We start from the raw sequence: 20,303 nt of genomic DNA, 5'->3' as shown, positions 1-20,303 counted from the left end.
TGAGCTGTCTGATACGTACTGGATTTGTTTCGGTTCGGAACACGCAGTGAATTCTCTGATAATGAAATGTGGGTACTCGTCTTAGTATCTCGAGTAAATCGTTTGGCACGTTGTTTTTATCTTCTGTTTGCCCTCTGGCGGCTACGGTGCTGTCAGTACTGATCGGATTGCCGAGTTTTTAGTGTTGCTTGCGGCGGATGCTTGCGTTGACTGCTTGTGTTGACTGCTTGCTGTCGCGAGAGTGCTGCCGAGGAGAAGCTTCTTGATTTGGCTTGGTGGAATGCCGATACCGTTAATGGAAATAGCAATGATCCAAAGATGAGTTGGGGCTTGCAAATGCGAATGTGGCAAAGATTGCTTGGTGAAACCCGCGAAGCGGTTTGCGATTCGACAGCGTTGGACGAGACGCACACCTTAAGCCCACGCGGAAATATTTATCTTGTTGTGCTTGCGTTTGTGGTTGCTCTTGTTGTGGGTGTTGTTGTTTCCCGGGTTGGGCGACTGGGTAACGAGGGGATGTCGCGAGCGGCAAAGCCTCGGGTGCTAGGTTTGGTGACGGGTGCTTCAAAAGCTGATGTGTCGAGTGACGCGACCGACACGTTTTACGTGGGAGCCCATGTGGTGCCTGGCAGTCGTGTCTGGAGCGGTGGCCAGCTGAGGCAGCGTTTGGATAGCGGTGTGCGAATCGCAATCGATGGTCCGGCTGAATTTGAAGTCATCGATGAAGATCATGCTCGTCTGACACATGGTCGATTGTGCGTCGATGTTCCCTCTGCCATGATTGATTTCGTCGTTGACACCGCTGAGCTAAGGCTAGTGGGGCGGGAAGCCAAATTCGAGGTTCGTATTCAGCCGTCCTTGACGGAAGTGATTGTTTCGAAAGGAACTGTCCGCTTTCATGATCCGACTAACGAAGGTGCGGTGCGGAATTTGGAGTTAGGCACGCATCGATTCGATGCCGAGGGTGTTTCCGTTGTGAGAAGCGAGGTGCCGTCGGACTTGTTTCCAATCGACGACGATCCACTTGTCGAACAAACCGACGGGGCAGTCCGTTATTTGCATGATCGTCCCGAGTCGCTGGGGAGTGCGACGGGGGAATATATTTTGGCATTCCGTGAAACGGATGTGCCTGTTCGACTTGACCAGGGGATTGCCGCTTGCGATGTAATACCAGGCAGAGCTCGTCTCGGTGGAGAGTCAGCCTCGGAAATCCAGGTGCTGGCCGGCGCAATGGTTGAGAGTTTTATGATTTCGTTTGGCGGTCCAGCAGCCGACGCCTTGCAGGGAGCTGGTCGAATTCGTTTTAAAAAACCCGTCTTGGGTTTGATTGTGAATCGAGCTGGGTTGGCGGCAACGAACTCGTTGTTCGGAGGAGAAGTCGATTTGGTGTTAGGAGGCGATGTCAATCGACTTCCCGCCTGGGTGACGGTAAGTGATGACCGCCGCACGCTCGGTTTTGAGTGGACGAATGTCACTGAAGTTCAGCAGTTGCGAGTGCTGGTGGATGCTTCCGTTGACTCGAAGTCGCAACTTGATTCGCAACTCTCCAGTGCGGTGATGGAGTTTACACGACGATATTGTCAGGACTGTCACTCGGGAAGTGAGCCCGAGGCAGCCGTGTCGTTCGATGAGCAGGACGGTGGCTTAACCGGTCTGGATTCTGTTGCCCTGTGGACTCGCGTGTATGACCAAGTTCAAGCATCGTCAATGCCACCCGAATCTTCCTTGTCGCCGACTGTGCCTGAGCGAGAACAATTTTTGCGCGATACCCAGTTGGCACTGTTGGATGCAGAACGCAACCATCGAAGGCGCTTTGGTCGGTCCGACGTGAGAAGGTTGAATCGGACTGAGTATGAGAATACTCTGCGGGATCTATTGTCATTGCCGAATTTGCAAGTCAAAGGGTTGCTTCCGCCCGATGGGATTGCTGACGGCTTTGATAAATCGGCCGATGCACTCGATATCTCTCCCGTGCATATCGTTCGTTATCTGGACGCAGCCGATCACGCACTTGCTCGTGCAATCCAACCGACCAGGAAAAAGTTGCCAAGCGAAATAATTCGATTTGAAATCAAAGCGTCTGACGAAGCGGGCGACCGAGAGACATTACGGAACAGCCTGCTAGGTTTTCATAATATGGTGAAAATGGGGATTGCTGTTCCGATGGTGGGAACGGAAGTCGATCGAAGCTTGGAGGTGGCGCGCGGGAATTTCACGCTGTTTGATTATGGTTACATCAAAGATCAAGCTCCTTTCTTTGATGGTGTCGCTATCCTGGTGAATTCCAAGGGCACCCAGCAGTTCTGGATCAAACCGCTACAAGCGAACCGTTCGGGTTACTATCGGTTACGTGTGCGAGGATTTGGTATCGAAACCCAAGCGGGTGCTTTAAAACCGGCGACCCAAATGGAGACGATTGCCTTCTATGCAAATAACTCGCGTTTACTCGGCCGCTGTGATGTGCCGCCGAATCAACCCGCGACAGGCGAGATCACCGTTTGGCTCGACGCGAAGGACCAGATTAGTGTGCTGCCGACGTCGGCGCCAAACAAACACCTTAAACTGCCTGAGAAGCAGCCCTTTGCGTGGCATCATTTTGATTCTCGCGGAGTGTGCATGCAATGGTTCGAGTTAGAAGGTCCGCTCGAATTCATGCCCTCCGACCAAGATCCATTGTTTGGGGGGCTGCAGAAAAAAACGGTGTTCTTTTCGAGCCAACCTTCTTTGACCAATGCGGAGGGGCGAAAGTTCACCGTCACTTCCCGCTACCCTCTCAAAGACGCAAGCCGTTTGTTGAATACGTTCGCAGAGAAGTTGTTGCGGCGCCCGATTCGTTCTGGCGATACCGAATTGGCAAAGCAAGTGGTGACTGCCAAAATCCGCGGGGGGGATGGCTTGCTAGAGGCCGTACTGTCAGGATACCGTACATTGCTTTGTTCGCCGGATTTCTTGTTGATGCATGAAAACATTGGTGAGTTGTCTGGCTATGCCTTAGCCAATCGGCTGTCTTATTTTCTCTGGGCGTCGGCTCCCGACGAAGAACTGATGCGATTGGCTGGCAGCGGCCAGTTATTGCGCAATGAAGTGTTGACTGATCAGGTGGATCGATTGTTGGATCATCCGAAATCGGATCGATTTGTCGCTCACTTTCTTAACCATTGGTTGGATTTGAAGAGTATCGAACTGACGGAGCCCGACTCGCAGCTCTTTCCGGAATACAATCAATTGATTCTGGAATCGATGCTCGAGGAAACGCGGGCTTATTTTGCTGAGATGTTGGCAGAGGATTTGGGCGTCCGCTACTTGGTCGACTCGGATTTCTTGATGATCAATCAACCATTGGCGGAACTCTATCAGATTGCCGGGGTTGAGGGGTCAGAGATTCGTAAGGTGCTTTTGCCTCCAGACTGCCATCGAGGTGGTTTGCTGACGCAGGCCAGCCTGTTGAAAGTGACCGCGAATGGCACGACCACATCGCCCGTGGTACGTGGTGAATTTGTTTTGACCAAGTTTCTCGGGACACCCCCGCCTCCTCCGCCCGAGTCGGTCGCGGCAGTGGAGCCAGACATTCGAGGCACACAAACAATTCGCGAGCAGCTTGCGGCGCATCGGGAGATGACTGAGTGTGCACGCTGTCACGATGAGATTGATCCTCCAGGCTTCGCGTTGGAAAGCTACGATGTGTTGGGACGATTTCGCACCCACTACCGCGTTGCCATTGGTAAGGCACAAAAGGGTGTGGCAAAGCGAGTGAATGGAAAGCCGGCTCTCTATAAGTTGGGCAAGCCAGTGGATGCGTCGGGTGTTCTCAAAGATGGGCGTGCCTTTGACGGCATCGATCAGTTTCGCGATTATCTGGTGGAACGTGATCGGGAGCTGGCGAGAAATCTACTGAAACAGTATCTGGCGTATAGCACAGGCGCTCCAGTAGGTTTTTCAGACCGTGAATTTGTCGAGCAAACGCTCGACAGAGTTTCGGAAGAGGAATACGGCATCCGGTCGATGATTCATGCGGTCGTGCAAAGCCGATTGTTTCGTGAAAAATAAAGGTTCACTGCGGAAGCTTTCAGGGATGGATAACGCGATATGGATATGAGCAGGATCGGACGAAGGACGTTTTTGCGATCAACAGGAGTGGTCTTGGGCTTGCCGTGGATGGAATCAGTCCCAGCTTTTGCTCGAGAGCAGGCAGCGCCGCAACGGATGGTTGCGATATGTACGGACATGGGCATGATTCCCGAATTCTTTTTCCCCAAGGGAGAAGGACGCCACTATCAGCTCTCACCCCATCTGCAGCCGCTAAAAGATCTACGAAACGACTTTACGGTTTTTTCGGGAGTATCCCATCCTGAGGTGGATGGTGGTCATCAAACTGACGTGGCATTTTTGACGGCCGCCCCGCACCCGGTCCGAGCCGGATTTCGGAATACGATTTCTATCGACCAATATGCAGCGGCGCGGATTGGGCACCAAACGCGTTGCCCATCCTTGAATCTTCGAGTTGGTTCGGGAGACGGATCGATCTCGTTTACATTCGACGGTGTCAGGAACCCGGCAGAGATGCGTCCTTCGGAAATCTTTAAACAGCTATTTGTGCAAGGGTCGGCTCAAGAGGTTCGCAGGCAAGTTCAACGTTTGCGCGAAGGGCAAAGTGTGATGGACTCGTTTGCTAATCGAATTAAGTCGATGCGGGGTTACGTGAGTTCTCGAGACCAACGCCGATTAGAGCAGTACTGTACGTCGGTACGTGAGACGGAACGACGACTGATGATTAGTGAAGAATGGGAGAAAAAACCCAAACCTCAAGTGGATGCAGAGGTGCCGCAGGATTTCGACCAGCCGGGCCAGTTGATTAATCGCAGTCGATCCATGTATGACTTGGCGAAACTAGCGATCGAAACGGACTCAACTCGTATCGTGACGATTTTTGTGACCCAATTGCATAGCCCTCGAGTCGACTTGCCACAGGTTACCTTGCCGCATCACGCGCTGACGCACCAAACCACCTTGCCTGAATCTCGGGCCCAGTTACAGAGAATCGAACGAGCGCAAATGAAGGTGTTCGGCGAATTTCTCAGTAGTTTGAAGTCAGCCAACGAAGGAGGACAATCGTTGTTGGATCGAACCTCTGTCCTGTATGGAAGTAATTTGAGTAATGCAAATCGCCATGACAACACGAATTTGCCCCTGCTGTTGGCAGGGGGAGGTTTTCAGCATGGACAGCATTTAGTCTTTGATGAACAGAATAATATGCCATTAAGCAATTTGTTCGTTGGCATGCTGAACCAACTCGGAATTCAGACCGAATCATTCGGTTCATCCACTGGCGAGATGCCCGGTTTGCAAAGAGTGGCCTGATGGAAACTTTGTTTAAGTGTGGTAGTCGGCGTTGAGATGGACATACTCAGCGGTTAGATCACAAGTCCAAAACCGAATCGCCGCTTCACCTTGTTGCAACCGGAAGTCGATGTGCGTATCACGATGATGGCGTATCAGCGCTGATGTCTCTTCTTCGTCGAATGGCATTGGGTTTCCGGCCTGGTAAAGCAGGATTCCATTGAGTCTGAGTTCCACGTCGGCCGGTTCAAAATCAATACCGGCGTATCCAGCAGCCGAGACAATACGTCCCCAGTTTGGATCGGCCCCGGCGACAGCCGTTTTGACCAGTGCGCTGTCTGCGATTGTCTTCGCCAGTTGATGGGCGTCTTCTCGGGTCCGACATCCGGAAACTTCCACTTCAATTAAATGGGTGGCCCCTTCCCCGTCATTGGGGATTGCCTTGGCGAGCTCGATGCATGTGTCTCGGACTGCCGTGGTGAATTGTTGCAGGTCGCTGCCGGTGAGATTGTTTTCGCCAACACGATTGCTATTCAAAAGCAGAACGGTGTCATTGGTGCTCATGTGGCCTTCCACGCTGATGCAGTTGAAACTTTCTTGCACGCTGTCGTGGAGTATTTGTTGGGCAACGGCCGCATCCATTTTGGCATCGGTAAGAATGACGCCCAGCATGGTTGCCATGTTGGGGCCAATCATTGCCGCACCTTTGGCCATCCCGAGGATCCGAATCGGACCCTGTTGCGTGTTTACAGTACGGGAGGCGAGCTTGTGAGTCGTATCGGTCGTCATCATGCCACGAGCGGCGGCGACGATGTGCTCCTCTTCCTTTCCTAGCTGATCGGCGGCCCGCTGAATGCCGTCAGCGATGGTTTTCATCGGAAGTGCTTCACCGATGATTCCCGTTGAGAGCACGAGTATCTGTTCCGCTTTTGCTTGGCAAACGGCTGCAGCTAAACGGGCCATTTCTTCGGCGTTTTGGCGACCTTGCTGGCCGGTGCAGGCGTTGGCATTACCTGAATTGATCACAATGCCTCGGATGGAATCCGACGGCGTGCGTTCGCGGTCGAGCAGCACGGGTGCGGCTACTACTCGGTTTTGGGTGTAGACACCGGCTGCTGTGCATTCGGTCTCCGAGATGATCAATGAGATGTCTTCTCGGGTAGCATCCTGTTTGATGCCACTGTGAAGGCCTGTGAGCGAAAAACCGTCGGGTAGATGCATAGAAGGATTCCGTAATACAGCGGATTGCCAGACGTCGATTAGAAACCTGTGGTTTCCGAGAGTCCAAACATGAGGTTCATGTTTTGAACTGCCGCGCCAGAGGCTCCTTTTAGTAGGTTGTCAATAGAACAGACGACAATCAGACGTTCCCCGACAACTCGGGCAGTGATGTCGCAATAGTTAGTAAAGCTCGTGTCTTTGGTTGTCGGTAGATGATCGACAACTCGCACGAAGGGGCATTGGTCGTATTGTTCGTGCAGACAGGCGATCGCACTTGCGTCAGTGAGGGGCTCGCGGATCTTTGCATAGGCGGTGGTGAGGATTCCACGATCCATCGGGACGAGATGAGGCGTGAAGACGAGTTTCACAGGTCGCGTCGCAATGGTTGAAAGGACTTGTGTGATTTCAGGCGTATGTCGATGGGAGCCGACTCCATAAGCCGAGAAGCTCTCGTTGCATTCGGGGAAATGGGTGGCCAATTTGGGATTGCGCCCGGCCCCCGACACGCCGCTCTTGGAATCGAAAATTAGATCCGTATCTTCCACCCGTTGGGATTTGAGAAATGGTCCCATGGCCATGATTGCAGAAGTGGGATAGCAACCGGGGTTGGCAACTAATTGGGCAGCTTCGATCCCTTCGCGAAACCATTCGGGCAGGCCGTAGGGGGTTGATCCGAGTCGGGCCGGGTCGGGGTGTTTCGTGTCGTACCAGGTTTCGTACAGTTCCAGATCGTTGAGCCGATAATCGGCGCTGAAGTCGACGACTCGCGTGCCAGCCGCCAATAGCTGAGCGACAATTTTGGCCGATGCCGCGTGAGGCAAACAACTAAAGACACAATCGCATTGCTCCGCTAACTGCGCTGCAGTGAATTGCTCCAGATGTAAGTCCAGTTGATTGGTAAGCGACCGGTGTACGCTGCTGATGTGTGGCCGACCTTCTTGGCGACTGGTTAATGCGGCGATCTCAACCTCGGGATGAGGAATCAGCAGCTTCAATAGCTCTAATGCGGTGTATCCAGTGGCACCGACGACTCCAACGCGAATCATTAAGACATGTTTCCTTCATAAGCGGTCACAGGCTTGACCGCCGGTTCATTCCTGTCTTTATGGGAGGCCCGTTCGAGTCGCGGAGTGATGCTGCAGTTGAACGGGCGGCCGGCGGCGTTTTTCCCACTTTATCGAGGGACCGGCTGTCAAGCCAGTGGTAGGACACTCTTCTTGCTTCCAGGTTCAGTCGGGGGATGCAACCTGCACAGCTTGTAAGATGGCGGAAAACTCAGCAATGATCATGCTCGTTGCCCCCCAAATGCGATGTTGTTCCCAGCGATAACAGGGGGCAGTGAGTTGGAGCCGTCCACGATGAATTTCCATTTGTTCGATCGTTTCAGGGACCTCAATTGCACGCAAGGGGATTTCAAGCAGCTCTGCGACCTCTGCGTCGTTTGGTGTAAATTGAGGCAATTGTTGGCTGTACCCGATCCAGGGGACGACACGGTAGTTACTGTTATACAGATACAGTTGTTGGAGGCGCCCCAAGATTTGAATCTGGGACGGCGGTACGCCGATCTCTTCGTCCGTTTCTCGTAAGGCTCCCTGATCGGATGGTTCTCCTGGTTCGAGCATGCCGCCTGGAAAGCTGATCTGACCACCGTGGTCTGGCAGATGAGGTTGGCGTACGGTCAAAGGGAGGAACCAACGATCATTTCGTTGAAACAGCAATAAAAGCACGGCTGCTGATTTGGCATCGTGTGCGGCAGGGCCCTGATGTCGACCAAAGCTGAGGTGAGGGGCCAAACTAGCCCGTGGCTTTTGGCTCTGGGTATGCCGCGGTAAATAGTCGGCGATCAATTTGGGAAGGTTCGACGCAAACATGCAACCGACTTACTTAATTTGAAGCAGGATGTAGTTGGAATTTTGGTAGCGAGGGATTAGTCTTTCATCCGTCAATTTGCCAGGCAGGTTGGCGGGACTTGGAAGCACGATGAAGTCGATGGCGTATTTTTCAGCCAGGTCAAGCAGCTGTTGCTTGGCCAAATGGTATTGCTGACTCTCAATTAGCCACGCCAATTGATCGACATTTTCTCGACGACGCTTCCATTCTACAATGGCTGCCGCGTCTTGAGGGATATCTTTCCAATTCACCAGTTCGCTACGGCCAGCGTACCAGCGAAATGTCTGATGGTAGGCCGGAGTTAACACCAGCGCGTCGGGAGCCAGGTTTTCGCTACACCAATCCCCTAAATCGCGCCATTGATTCCACTGTTGGGGTGACTTGATGTTGCCCTGTCGATCTGCTGCGGGGACGGTTTGGGAGGTTAATTGCCAGGCAGAACTAAGGACGCCGATGCTGGATAGCAGCAGGCAGCTTGTCAGCAATAGGGCTGAACGTCGAGGCTCCCTTGTTTCCCAATACCGAATCCAGCTAATCAGAGCGAATGAGATGCCGAGCGGTATGAAGACATCGGAGGGTCGAAACCAGTAATATCTGAGCAGGCTCGTGCCAAAGTCCGTATGGGCCAGGGTGATATCCAACACCGTGCCAGTCAAGGCAAGACCGACTGCTCCCACCACAAAGCCCCACAAGCGGTCGAAGTTCGGTTGCCGTCTTAATCGCCAGCCCATGCCGACGAAGGCAACGATCAGGATTAAATGCCGTACAATGAAAGAGGTTTCGAATGCCCGAAATAGCAAATGATGGGGCAGGCGTTGATGAACATAAATTCGATGAGCTTCAGCTCGAAGTTCTGGCGCCGTATTCAGGCTCAGTTGAATTGCCGGAATCAAGCCCGGCAACGCGAGGAGACCGCCGAAGGCCATTGCCGGCAGCATTGCGATGAGGCGGGGGCGTTGCTCACCCGGTTGTAGCCGCCAGCTGACAATCGCCATCACCACTGCCCAGCCCCCGACCAACACATGCAGCGCTGAGGCGATGCCAAACCAGAGCCAACAGCTGCGCCAGCGATTCCGGATCAAATCTGCCAAGCCGAGTAGGACCATCGGATAGGCAAAGATTTTTGCCTCAACTCCCCCGATGATCCATTCTCCTGACATGTGGCCGCGCTGAACGAGGACGCCCCAGAGTACCGCGGAGAGCACGCTGAAAAAATTCTTGGGCGCGATGATCCAACTTAGGCGTTGCCAAGCAATTGCCAGTAGCAGCCAGCCGGAGAAGCGACCGATCCAAGCCGCGCCCGTAAGAGTCGTGAAATGGGTGACCCAACCGAACACCCAATAAAAAGAAAAGTGTGCGTCGGCACTCTGGAGGAATGGATCGGTCGGGCACCAATCTGGATTCCAGAAATGTCTGGCCTTGCTTAAATAGTGCGCTTCATTCGAGTCCGGCGCGTGGCCACTCCCGACGACGAATAGGATCGCCAGGATCAGCAGAACTTCGACCACCGATTGGCTCAGTGATGATGTTTTGGATGAAGGCAATTCCGTTTCAGCCATGGTAGCCCTGGGTCCGGGGCAACGATTGATGGGATGAAAACCGGTCGAGGTTCCCATTACATGACATCGTCAAAAACTTGTAGTAAGGCGTCGCGAGCCGTTTCGCCGTCTGCGCCGTCGACGACCACATTCACTCGTACCTCGCTGGTATTGATCATTTCAACATTGATTTTTGCATCGGACAACGCCCGGAACATTCGGATTGCGACACCCGTGTGGCTACGAAGGCCGATGCCAGAGACAGAAAGTTTGGCGACATCTGGGCTGCTCGTAATACGCAGGCTAGGGAAGGCGTCGGTCAAGTTTTCAGCGACGGTTTGGCTGTCGATAACCGCGGCCTTAGGAACGGTGAAACTTAGATTCGCTTCACCTCCGATAGGATAACTTTGCACGATCATATCGACAAAAATTCCTGCGGCGGCGATTTCTTGAAAAACTCGTTCTGCGACTCCCGGGGCATTGGGTACGCCGTGAATCGTGACCCGTCCTTGGCTACCGTCCAGTTCAATGCGGTCGATGCGTAATCGCTCCATATCTTGAAGCTGTCGGACGATATCCACGGCGTCGCCGCCAGTCTTGAGATCTGCGACTAGCTCGGGGATTTGGGTAGGTTCTTGGTCAAGCTCGAATGCGTTGTGGACGACGCGAAGGGCTGCTAATGCTTGTTCTCGTTCGACCAACGCTGAGATTTTGATTTCGCTGGTCGTAATCATTTGAATATTGATTTTGGCGGCGGATAACGCTCCAAACATCTGATCCGCGATACCCGACTGAGTGGCCATGCCCTGCCCAACTACCGAGACCTTTGCCACTTGATCGTCGTGTGTGACTTCAAAAGATCCAAGTTCCTGTTGGGCATCCTGGACAGCGTCGAGGGTGACGGCCAATTCGTTGCGAGGGACGGTGAAAGATATATCCGCCTGTCCCCCATCGCCGATATTTTGCACGATCATGTCCACGCTGACATTTTTCTCAGCAATGCGCGAAAAGATTTCGAAACTGGTGCCTGGGATATCAGGCACGCCGGAAGCCGTGATGCGAGCTTCATCGCGAGTGAGGGCTGCACCGCTCACGGCTTTGTCCGGACGCTCTGGGTCGGAAACAATCATGGTTCCGGGGATGTCGGAAAAGCTACTGCGAACGTGAATCGGCACGGAGAATTTTTTTGCGAATTCAATGGAGCGGCTGTGCATGACGCCGGCGCCCAAGCTGGCCAATTCGAGCATCTCGTCATAGCTGACACGCGAAACTCGCCTCGCTTCGGGCATGATGCGTGGGTCCGTCGTGTAAACGCCATCCACGTCCGTATGGATCTCACAGGCGTCCGCCTGAAGCACGGCGGCCAGCGCGACAGCCGTTGTGTCGCTCCCGCCTCGGCCGAGCGTTGTAATATTGAATTCCTCGTCGATGCCTTGGAAGCCCGCTGCGATGACGATGCTTCCTGCATCCAAGTGACGCTGAAGCCGGTCAGTCGAGATCGATAGAATACGCGCTTTCGTGTGCGTGCTGTCGGTGCGAATCCCGATTTGAGCTCCCGTCAAACTGACTGCACGAAAACCAAGCGAGTCGATCGCCATCGCCATTAACGCGACGCTGACCTGTTCGCCGGTGGAGAGTAACATGTCCATTTCTCGCGCCGGTGGACGTTCGGTGATCTGGCCGGCAAGGTCAACCAGCATATCCGTGTTTTTGCCCATGGCACTGACAACCATCACGACTTGATTGCCTTCTTGCTGAGCACGAATAGCTTTTCTGGCGGCGGCGAGTATTTTTTCGCAGTCGGCAACACTTGTTCCGCCAAACTTCTGCACGATTAATGGCATGGTCTGATTCCCGTCTCGATGGTCGGCGTGTCCAATCTAGGCACGATTAAGATGCAATAAGGTGAAAATTCATTCGCCGATGAAGGTGGGCATTAAGCGAAATCCCTCTTCATAACTGTGTTCGCTTGCGCCCGCAGTCGGTTCGTCGTATGTTCGGTGATTGTCGCGGGTGATCCCCTGCCCTGTCATGGCGAAGGGGACGAAACCGTGGCTATGGGTTTTGGTTCGGATGGGCGTGGGGTGGTCGGGAGTGATCAGGATGCGGTAATCTCCCTGAGCTTGCAGCGCCTCGTGCAAAGGAGCGACGATCTGTTGGTCGATCGCTTCTAAGGAGGTGATTTTGGCATCCACGTCGCCTTCGTGCGACGCTTCATCGGTCGCTTCGACGTGTACGCAGATCAAGTCGGTTTCGTTCAAGGCCTGGATCGCCGCCTGCCCCTTCGCTGCGTAATCAGTATCCGTGTAGCCGGTGGCACCCTCCACTTCGATGCGTGGCCAACCAATCAACGCCGCGATGCCACGCAACAGGTCGACGGCCGTAATCATTTTGCCTTTGACGCCAAAACATTCCTGAAAAGTTGGCAGTGCCGGGGTCTTGCCCAATCCCCACAGCCAGATGTTGGTGGCGGGCAATCTGCCGGCTGCAGTGCGCGAGCGATTGACGGGATGGTCTTCGAACAACTGCATGCTTCGGGTCATGCAGTCGGTGAGAAAGTCACTGCCTGGTCCGCGCGGGAAATCATCGGTTACCGATTTGTCCGTAAGATCGTGAGGGGGAGTGCAACGAGTTTCCATCGAAAAGGGGGGCGGCGAGTTATCGCCCCGATAGAGTAGCAGGTTGCGATAGCTGACACCCGGCACAAACTGCCATCGATCTGAAGATAACTCAGCTTGGATCGCCGCAAGTAATTGAGTGGCTTCTTCAGTGCTAATGTGATCGGCCGTGAAGTCGCGCATGGTTTGTTCGAGAACGGTGACCAGATTGCAGCGAACTGCCCAATCTTGGGGGCCCAGTTCGATGCCTTGGGCGGCGGCTTCGAGCGGAGCTCTGCCGGTGAAATATTGCTCGGGATCGTAGCCCAACAAGGTCATGTTGGCCACGGCAGAGCCGGCTGGTAAGTGGGCGGGAACGTGGTTGGCGCGTCCTACCATGCCTGAGGTGGCAATCTGATCCATGGCTGGGATATTCGCAGCCTCTAACGGTGTTCGGCCGTTCAGAGAATCTTGCGGCTCGTCAGCACATCCATCCGGGATGATTATTGCGTATTTCATGGCATCTTTGCCTTTAAGTCGTGTTATTCGACCCGCGATTCAGTCCAGCACACGCATGCGGACACTGCCAGCTCGCACCGAGGGTAAGTTGTCAATCTCCTTGACGGCGGCCGCTGCTTTTCCCTCGCGGGCGCTGTGGGTCATGATCACAAGAGAAACGTCGTCGCTTCCTTCGGTCTCGCTGTCGATCTCGCGCTGGATCACCGAGGCAATGGAGATCTCATTCTTGCCAAGAACTCCGGCAACATCTGCCAAAACTCCTGGATGATCCTCCACGGTGAATCTTAAGTAGAAACGACCGTTAACGGCCGCATGGTCTGATAGGAGAACTCTGGGCTTCGATTGAGACCAAAGCTCAAGCGTTCGGAAGGTAATGGGTGTGCGACCGACCGCCATGTCGATCATGTCGGCAACAACCGCTGAGGCGGTTGGCAACTGACCGGCTCCCAATCCGTGGTAGAAAACGCGGCCTACCATGTCGCCGACCACGCTGATCGCGTTATTCGCGCCCCGTACCTCAGCCAGCGGAGTGCCGACTTTGACCAGGGTGGGCGATACATGTAGCTCCAAAGCGCCGTCCCGGAGCTGGGCCACGGCCAGCAGCTTGACGCGATAGCCGAGGTCACGTGCCCATCCCAAGTCAATTGGATTTAAGAGATCAATTCCCGTGCAAGGGATATCCGGCCACTTGACCGCTGCACCGAACGCCAGGTGAGCGAGGATTGCCAGTTTTTGGGCCGCGTCTGTGCCATCGACATCCATCGTCGGGTCGGCTTCGGCGAAGCCTAAACGCTGTGCCTCTTCCACGGCGGCCGCATAGTTCGCTCCATGTTCTTCCATCTGAGAAACAATGAAATTGCTCGTTCCATTGAGGATACCGCGTAATGAGAGGATTTGATTGGCGGACAGACATTGGCTAATGTTCGTGATGATCGGAACGCCACCCGCTACCGATGCCTCAAAGGCGATCGAACGGCCCAGTGAGCGAGCACACTCAAACAGCTCGGCCCCATGCTCGGCCAGCAGAGCCTTGTTGGCGGTCACAATATCCTTGCCGCTCTGCAGCAATTTCAACATGATCGTGCGAGCCGGCTCCAGGCCACCCATCAGTTGGGCGACCACCTTGATCTCGGGATCTTCGATGATCTCAGCGAGCTCCGTTGTCATCACACCATCTGGAAGTTGGCAGTCGCGGTTTTTTTCCCTATCTCGAACCACAACTTTGGCCAAATTCAGCGGCCGACCCGCGTGACGGCTGACCCGCTCACTCTCATCGAGAAGTATCTTGGCAACCCCGGAACCGACCGTTCCGAGGCCGATAATGGCAACTTTGGATTCAGTCATCTGAAACACCGTACAATGGACTCGTTGTAAATTTAGTTCGTAGCACGACTGAAATTTAGCTCGCAGCAGGGGCAAAGCTGCGAAAATGGACGCTGCGAAACTTGGTTCTGAGGAGTCGGTTGCGTGAGGAATCGGAATATTTGGAGTGTCAAAAAGTTGCCGGGGCAATCTGTTCGTGCTGCAGCACTCCGATTCGTCGCGTGCCCAGGGGGCTGGCTGATCGCCGGGATACGGCAGTTGGCTATCTGAAGCTTGGCAAGATGCGGGCCTTTGGACCCGGTCCCGACCATGTTTCCACACCCCATCGGGATATCCTAGGTCGATGGGCGACGCAGCGTCAAGCGTATGTTCGGGTTTGCGGTTGCGGTGCGGGCCCTTCCGACTTAATTTCCCTGATAAGTTCCAAGCCTTTGACAGCCACGGGTTCCGGGCCCTGCGCCGCGGAACCGATCACCTGAGATTTTGAGGATCGTTTCAAAGATGGATGCCAACGCTCTCGATTTTTTGAAGTCGTTACTGAACACGCCGGGGCCCTCCGGTTACGAGGCTGAGATTCAGCAGGTTGTTCGCGATTACGTGAAACCGTTTGCCGATGAAGTGACCACCGATGCCCATGGAAATGTTGCGGTCGTGCTCAACCCCACAGCAGAGCAGCGTGTGATGTTCGCCGGGCACTGCGATCAGATTGGCTTAATCGTCACCCATATCGATTCGGATGGTTTTATCTATGCTCAGACAATCGGAGGTTGGGATCCTCAGCAGCTGATCGGCCAACGGATGACGATCTGGGCCTCTAGCGGACCTGTGCCTGCCGTCATTTCGCGCAAGCCAATCCATTTGTTGACCGACGAGGAGCGACGTCAGGTCGTCAAACAAAAAGAGATGTGGCTGGATATTGGAGCCTGTAGCAAAGAAGATGCGGAAAAAGTGGTCCGAATTGGTGATGCAGTCACTTTGCAATTGGGCTTTCAACAATTGCGCAATAACTTGGCAAATTCACCTGGGATGGATAATCGTACGGGGGTTTGGGTGGTGCTCGAAGGTCTACGGCGATGTCGCGATCGGTCCTTGAATTGTGCGTTGTACGCCGTTTCGACGGTCCAGGAGGAGATCGGATTGCGAGGCGCTCGGACAAGCGCCTTTGGTATCGACCCGCATGTGGGCATTGCGGTCGATGTCACCCACGCCACCGACTGTCCCTCGATTGACAAAAACCAGCAGGGAGATCTCGCTCTAGGGGCCGGGCCCGTCGTCTATCGGGGCCCCAATATGAATCATCATGTGACCGAACGTTTAATCCAACAGGCCGAGAACGACAAAATTCCCTACCAATTGGCTGCGATCGGTCGTGCGACTCCAAACGACGCCAACGCACTCCAGGTCAATCGAGCGGGAGTGGCCACGGGACTTGTCAGTATTCCCAACCGATACATGCATAGCGCGGTTGAGACCATCTCGTTGGACGACATTGATCGGGCAGCCGATCTGTTGGCCGCTTTTGTAGGCGGCCTGAGTGGGACCGAAGATTTTACACCCTAGTCGATCCCAATGGGTCTGTTTCGTCCGCCGGCGCTCGGCACGCGTTTTTTTGCCAGCGTCGTCTGAAGCAGCTTTGCTTCCGATGCGAGGGGCTCGGGGTTGATTCGTGGCTCCGAGATTTTTGAAAGCCTGCTGCCAAATTGACAGTTGTTGTCGATTGGCAAGTCAACGGCAGGCCGGCCGACTTTTTTCGATAACTTGTAAGTGCCTGTTTTTAATAGGTTTACAGAAGTTCTCGGGCGGTTGGCACGCCGCTTGCATACTCAGGGGCCAAATTCGTATGGTGACTGCCATTTAGGTTTCGCTGTACGCGAAATCGCAATTGTGAATAAACGAGCGAATCGCCGAGTTGGCGGTTCGCATCGAGACTCCGGATGACTTTGCAGGAGGAAACCTGTCGTGGCAAAACAAATGGTGTTTGAAGATGAGGCACGTCAGCCGCTTCTTTCGGGTGTGTCAAAGCTGGCGAAAGCCGTGAAAAGCACACTCGGACCTCGTGGCCGAAATGCCGTCTTAGACAAGGGTTGGGGCTCGCCAAAGATTACCAAGGATGGCGTCACCGTGGCCGAAGATATTGAGCTAGATGACCCCTTTGAGAATTTGGGGGCTCAGTTGGTCAAAGAGGCCGCCAGCAAAACGAATGATGTGGCAGGTGACGGTACGACTACCGCTACCGTGCTGGCCGAAGGGATTTATCGCGAAGGCTTAAAGATGATCGCCGCTGGTGCGGATCCGATGGCTTTGGCCCGCGGAATCAACAAGGCGGTTGACGCGTTGACCGCTGCCATTGGCAAGCTGTCGACTCCGATCGACGGTAAGAATCGCAAAGAGATTCAACAGGTTGCCACCATCGCGGGTAACAATGATCCGACGATCGGCAGCGTGCTCTCTGATGCGTTCCTCAAAGTAGGCAAAGACGGTGTCATTACCGTCGAAGAGGGCCGAAGCAGCGAAACGACCGTCGAAGTCGTAGAAGGCATGCAGTTTGATCGCGGTTTTCTATCGCCTCACTTTGTGACGGACGCAGACAATCAAGTTGTCGAACTTTCGAATTGCTTGGTGCTTCTGTTCGAAGAGAAGATCTCGTCCGCCAAGAAATTGGTGCCGATTTTGGAAGCGGTAAGCAAAGCGAACAAGCCTTTGTTGATCATTGCCGAAGACGTGGAAGGCGAAGCCTTGGCAACGTTGGTCGTCAATAAAATGCGAGGCATTCTCAATGTTTGTGCTGTGAAGGCTCCGGGCTACGGTGATCGCCGCAAAGCAATGCTCGGCGACCTTGCCGTTTTGACCGGCGGAACTGCCGTGTTCAAAGATCTGGGGATCGACCTTGAGAGTGTCCAACTCAGCGATCTAGGCAAAGCACGGAAGATAAAGATTACTTCCGAGGAAACAACGATCGTTGGTGGTGGCGGTAAGAAAGATGAGATTGCGGGACGAGCTGAACAGATCCGTAACGAGATCTCCGGAACTGACAGCGAGTATGACCGCGAGAAGTTGCAAGAGCGACTTGCCAAACTTGCTGGTGGTGTTGCTCAAATCAATTGTGGTGCCGCGACCGAAACGGAAATGAAAGAACGAAAAGCGTTGCTGGAAGATGCCAAATCGGCAACCCAGGCCGCTTTGGACGAAGGCATCGTTCCTGGTGGTGGTATTGCCTTGATCCGTAGCGAAAAGGCGTTGAAAAATATCTCGACCGAAGGCGATGAAGAGCTGGGCGTCACCATCATTCGCAATGTGTTGGATTATCCGCTACGAGCGATTGCAAACAATGCGGGCGAGGATGGCGCTGTCGTGGTGAACCGGGTTCGCCGCCTGAAAGGCAAAAATGATGGCTACAATGCGGATAAAAATTCCTACGGCGATTTGGTCGCTGACGGAGTGATCGATCCGGCCAAGGTTGTCCGCTCGGCTCTGCAAAACGCCTCCAGTGTTGCTGCTCTATTGCTCACCACTTCCTCCCTGATCACGGAAGTGCCATCGGAAGAAGAAGAAGAGGGCGGTGATCATCATCATGACCATGGCATGGGCGGCATGGACATGGGTGGCATGGGCGGCATGGGTGGCATGGGAGGCGGCATGCCTGGCATGGGTGGTATGGGCGGCATGGGCGGCATGCCTGGCATGATGTAAGCCAAGCCACGCATTTACCAACTACAAACAAACGAAACAAATATTCAGATAAGGAAATTACATCATGGCTAAGAAGATCAAGATTCGACCCTTGGATGATCGCGTTGTCGTTGAGCCACTTGAGGCTGAAGAGATGACGGCGGGCGGTATTGTGCTTCCTGATACGGCGAAGGAAAAGCCGCAGCGAGGTACCGTCGTAGCTGTGGGACCGGGTAAGTTGCTGGATACGGGCAAACGTGGCGATCTTTCAGTCACCGTTGGCGACGAAGTGATCTACGGCAAGTACGGCGGATCTGACATGGAAGTGGATGGAGACGATGTCAAGATTCTGCGCGAAAGCGACATCCTGGCGAAAGTATTGAACTAACCGTGTTGATGAGTTCGGCGTCGGTTGCTGATTGAGTGATAACCGGCGGCAAGAACCCTAAGAATAAGGAACGACAAGCGTGGCTAAACAGCTGCTATTTGATGACCATGCTCGAGCGAAGATACTTCGCGGAGTCGACAAACTTGCCAACGCGGTTGCTGTGACGATGGGGCCCACGGGTCGCAACGTCATCATCGACAAATCGTTTGGCGGACCCACTGTCACGAAAGACGGTGTGACGGTCGCTAAAGAAATCGAATTGGAAGATCGATTCGAGAATATGGGTGCCAAACTGGTCAATGAGGTTGCCAGTAAGACATCCGACCTAGCCGGTGACGGGACAACGACTGCCACCGTTTTGGCACGAGCCATCTACCGGGAAGGCATCCGAAACATCGTGGCTGGCAGTAACCCTGCTGCGATTCGCCGCGGTATCGAACGTGCCGTGAATGCTGCAGAACAGCATTTGCTTTCAATGGCCAAGCCTGTTTCCAGCAAATCGGAAATTGCCAATGTTGGCGCGATCAGTGCTAACAATGACATGACGATTGGTGATTTGCTGGCGGACGCCCTCGAGCGCGTTGGAAAAGATGGTGTGATCACGGTCGAGGAAGGCAAGGCTGCGGACACGACGTTGGAAATCGTCGAAGGAATGCAGTTTGACAAAGGTTTCATCTCGCCGTATTTCATCAATAAGCCGGCCGAAATGGTCTGTGAGATGGATGATGCCTTGATCTTGATTCATGAGAAGAAGATCAGCAATCTGCGAGATCTCGTGCCGATCCTGGAGAAAGTCAGCCAGGCGGGCAAGCCGTTGATGATCATTGCCGAGGACGTCGATGGCGAAGCACTGACCGCTTTGGTGGTCAACAAGCTGCGTGGCGTGCTCAACATTTGTGCCGTGAAAGCACCCGGGTTTGGCGATCGTCGAAAGGCCATGCTCAGCGACATTGCTGTGCTGACTGGTGGGACGCTTATCAGCGAAGACTTGGGCATCCAACTTGACAGTCTGGCACTGGACCAATTGGGACGTGCCAAGAAGATTACCGTCGACAAGAATGATACGACGATCGTTCAAGGTGCCGGCAAAACGGATGATATTCAACAGCGGATTGCTCAACTGAAACGACAGATTGATCAGACCGACAGCGAGTATGATCGTGAAAAGCTGCAGGAGCGATTGGCGAAATTGACCGGTGGTGTGGCTATTATTTCAGTGGGTGCTGAAACCGAAGCCGACATGAAGCAGAAGAAAGCGCGTGTCGAGGATGCATTGCACGCGACGCGTGCGGCTGTCGAAGAAGGCATTCTTCCTGGCGGTGGCGTTGCCTTGCTGCGATGCGAGGAAGCGGTTGATAAAGCTCGCTCGGGAGCCAAGGGTGACGAGAAGATCGGTGTCAACTTGATTCTCAACGTGCTTTCAGCTCCGCTCAAGCAAATCGCCGACAATGGCGGGATTGACGGTTCGGTCGTCGTTGATGAAGTGAGTCAAAAACCAAAAAATACTGGGTTTAACGCCAACGAAGGCGTTTACGTCGATATGCTCAAGGCGGGCATTATCGATCCAGTCAAAGTCGTTCGGACAGCTCTGGGGAATGCTTCGAGCATCGCTGGTTTGCTGTTGACGACCGAAGCTTTGGTCACGACCTACGACAAAGAGGACAAAGACAAGCAGCGAGTGGAAGGCAGCGTGCAATAGCACGGTTGTCCGACCTGTTCTGGATACGTTGGTGTTCAGATCGCTGATTTGCCGATTTACCGAACGGGCCACTTCTACTGAGGTGGCCCGTTTCATGATTGGAGAGAACTCCAACTGAGGAG

Annotated in this window: 13 protein-coding genes; 6 read left to right on the top strand and 7 right to left on the bottom strand. The window is 53.9% G+C overall.

Features of this window, described 5'->3' with window-relative positions:
* Positions 1-219 precede the first annotated feature (219 nt).
* On the top strand, positions 220-4,047 hold the full coding sequence (locus tag P8N76_25490; protein MDG2385051.1) for a DUF1592 domain-containing protein: 3,828 nt from the start codon (positions 220-222) through the stop codon (positions 4,045-4,047).
* 108 nt (positions 4,048-4,155) lie between these two features.
* Entirely contained in the window at positions 4,156-5,358 is a 1,203-nt protein-coding gene (locus P8N76_25485) for a DUF1552 domain-containing protein (protein ID MDG2385050.1), read from the top strand.
* Positions 5,359-5,370: 12 nt separating this feature from the next.
* On the opposite strand, the gene argJ is transcribed toward P8N76_25485, so the two are convergent.
* The 7 genes from argJ to P8N76_25450 all read right to left on the bottom strand — a co-directional run bounded on the left by argJ (position 5,371) and on the right by P8N76_25450 (position 14,446).
* Positions 5,371-6,558: a bifunctional glutamate N-acetyltransferase/amino-acid acetyltransferase ArgJ gene (argJ, locus tag P8N76_25480; protein MDG2385049.1), complete on the bottom strand. Its 1,188-nt coding sequence runs from the start codon at positions 6,556-6,558 to the stop codon at positions 5,371-5,373.
* A gap of 38 nt (positions 6,559-6,596) precedes the next feature.
* Positions 6,597-7,604, bottom strand: a complete 1,008-nt coding sequence (gene argC, locus P8N76_25475; protein MDG2385048.1) for an N-acetyl-gamma-glutamyl-phosphate reductase — start codon at positions 7,602-7,604, stop codon at positions 6,597-6,599.
* A 183-nt stretch (positions 7,605-7,787) separates the two neighbouring features.
* Positions 7,788-8,429 (bottom strand): CoA pyrophosphatase, encoded by a 642-nt coding sequence (locus P8N76_25470; protein MDG2385047.1) that lies wholly within the window; start codon positions 8,427-8,429, stop codon positions 7,788-7,790.
* A gap of 9 nt (positions 8,430-8,438) precedes the next feature.
* Positions 8,439-10,007: a hypothetical protein gene (locus tag P8N76_25465; protein ID MDG2385046.1), complete on the bottom strand. Its 1,569-nt coding sequence runs from the start codon at positions 10,005-10,007 to the stop codon at positions 8,439-8,441.
* Positions 10,008-10,063: 56 nt separating this feature from the next.
* Positions 10,064-11,830, bottom strand: a complete 1,767-nt coding sequence (locus tag P8N76_25460) for an aspartate kinase (protein ID MDG2385045.1) — start codon at positions 11,828-11,830, stop codon at positions 10,064-10,066.
* A gap of 69 nt (positions 11,831-11,899) precedes the next feature.
* A complete protein-coding gene (locus P8N76_25455) occupies positions 11,900-13,102 on the bottom strand; it encodes a cofactor-independent phosphoglycerate mutase (protein ID MDG2385044.1) in 1,203 nt (400 codons plus the stop codon).
* A gap of 39 nt (positions 13,103-13,141) precedes the next feature.
* Complete coding sequence (locus P8N76_25450; protein ID MDG2385043.1) at positions 13,142-14,446, bottom strand: homoserine dehydrogenase; 1,305 nt, start codon at positions 14,444-14,446, stop codon at positions 13,142-13,144.
* A 480-nt stretch (positions 14,447-14,926) separates the two neighbouring features.
* Between P8N76_25450 and P8N76_25445 the strand changes: the two genes are divergently transcribed.
* From P8N76_25445 to groL (P8N76_25430), 4 genes are all read left to right on the top strand, one after another.
* Positions 14,927-15,985, top strand: coding sequence for a M42 family metallopeptidase (locus tag P8N76_25445; GenBank protein ID MDG2385042.1), 1,059 nt, complete (start codon positions 14,927-14,929; stop codon positions 15,983-15,985).
* Between the two features lie 411 nt (positions 15,986-16,396).
* The gene (gene groL, locus P8N76_25440) at positions 16,397-18,115 is read left to right on the top strand and encodes a chaperonin GroEL (protein MDG2385041.1); all 1,719 of its coding nucleotides are present in this window, start codon (positions 16,397-16,399) and stop codon (positions 18,113-18,115) included.
* A gap of 64 nt (positions 18,116-18,179) precedes the next feature.
* On the top strand, positions 18,180-18,482 hold the full coding sequence (gene groES / locus P8N76_25435; protein ID MDG2385040.1) for a co-chaperone GroES: 303 nt from the start codon (positions 18,180-18,182) through the stop codon (positions 18,480-18,482).
* A gap of 79 nt (positions 18,483-18,561) precedes the next feature.
* On the top strand, positions 18,562-20,181 hold the full coding sequence (gene groL / locus P8N76_25430; protein MDG2385039.1) for a chaperonin GroEL: 1,620 nt from the start codon (positions 18,562-18,564) through the stop codon (positions 20,179-20,181).
* Positions 20,182-20,303 lie beyond the last annotated feature (122 nt).

The sequence above is a fragment of the Pirellulaceae bacterium genome, from assembly GCA_029243025.1.
Lineage (GTDB): Bacteria > Planctomycetota > Planctomycetia > Pirellulales > Pirellulaceae.
This window is presented reverse-complemented; position numbering and strand designations above follow the sequence as displayed.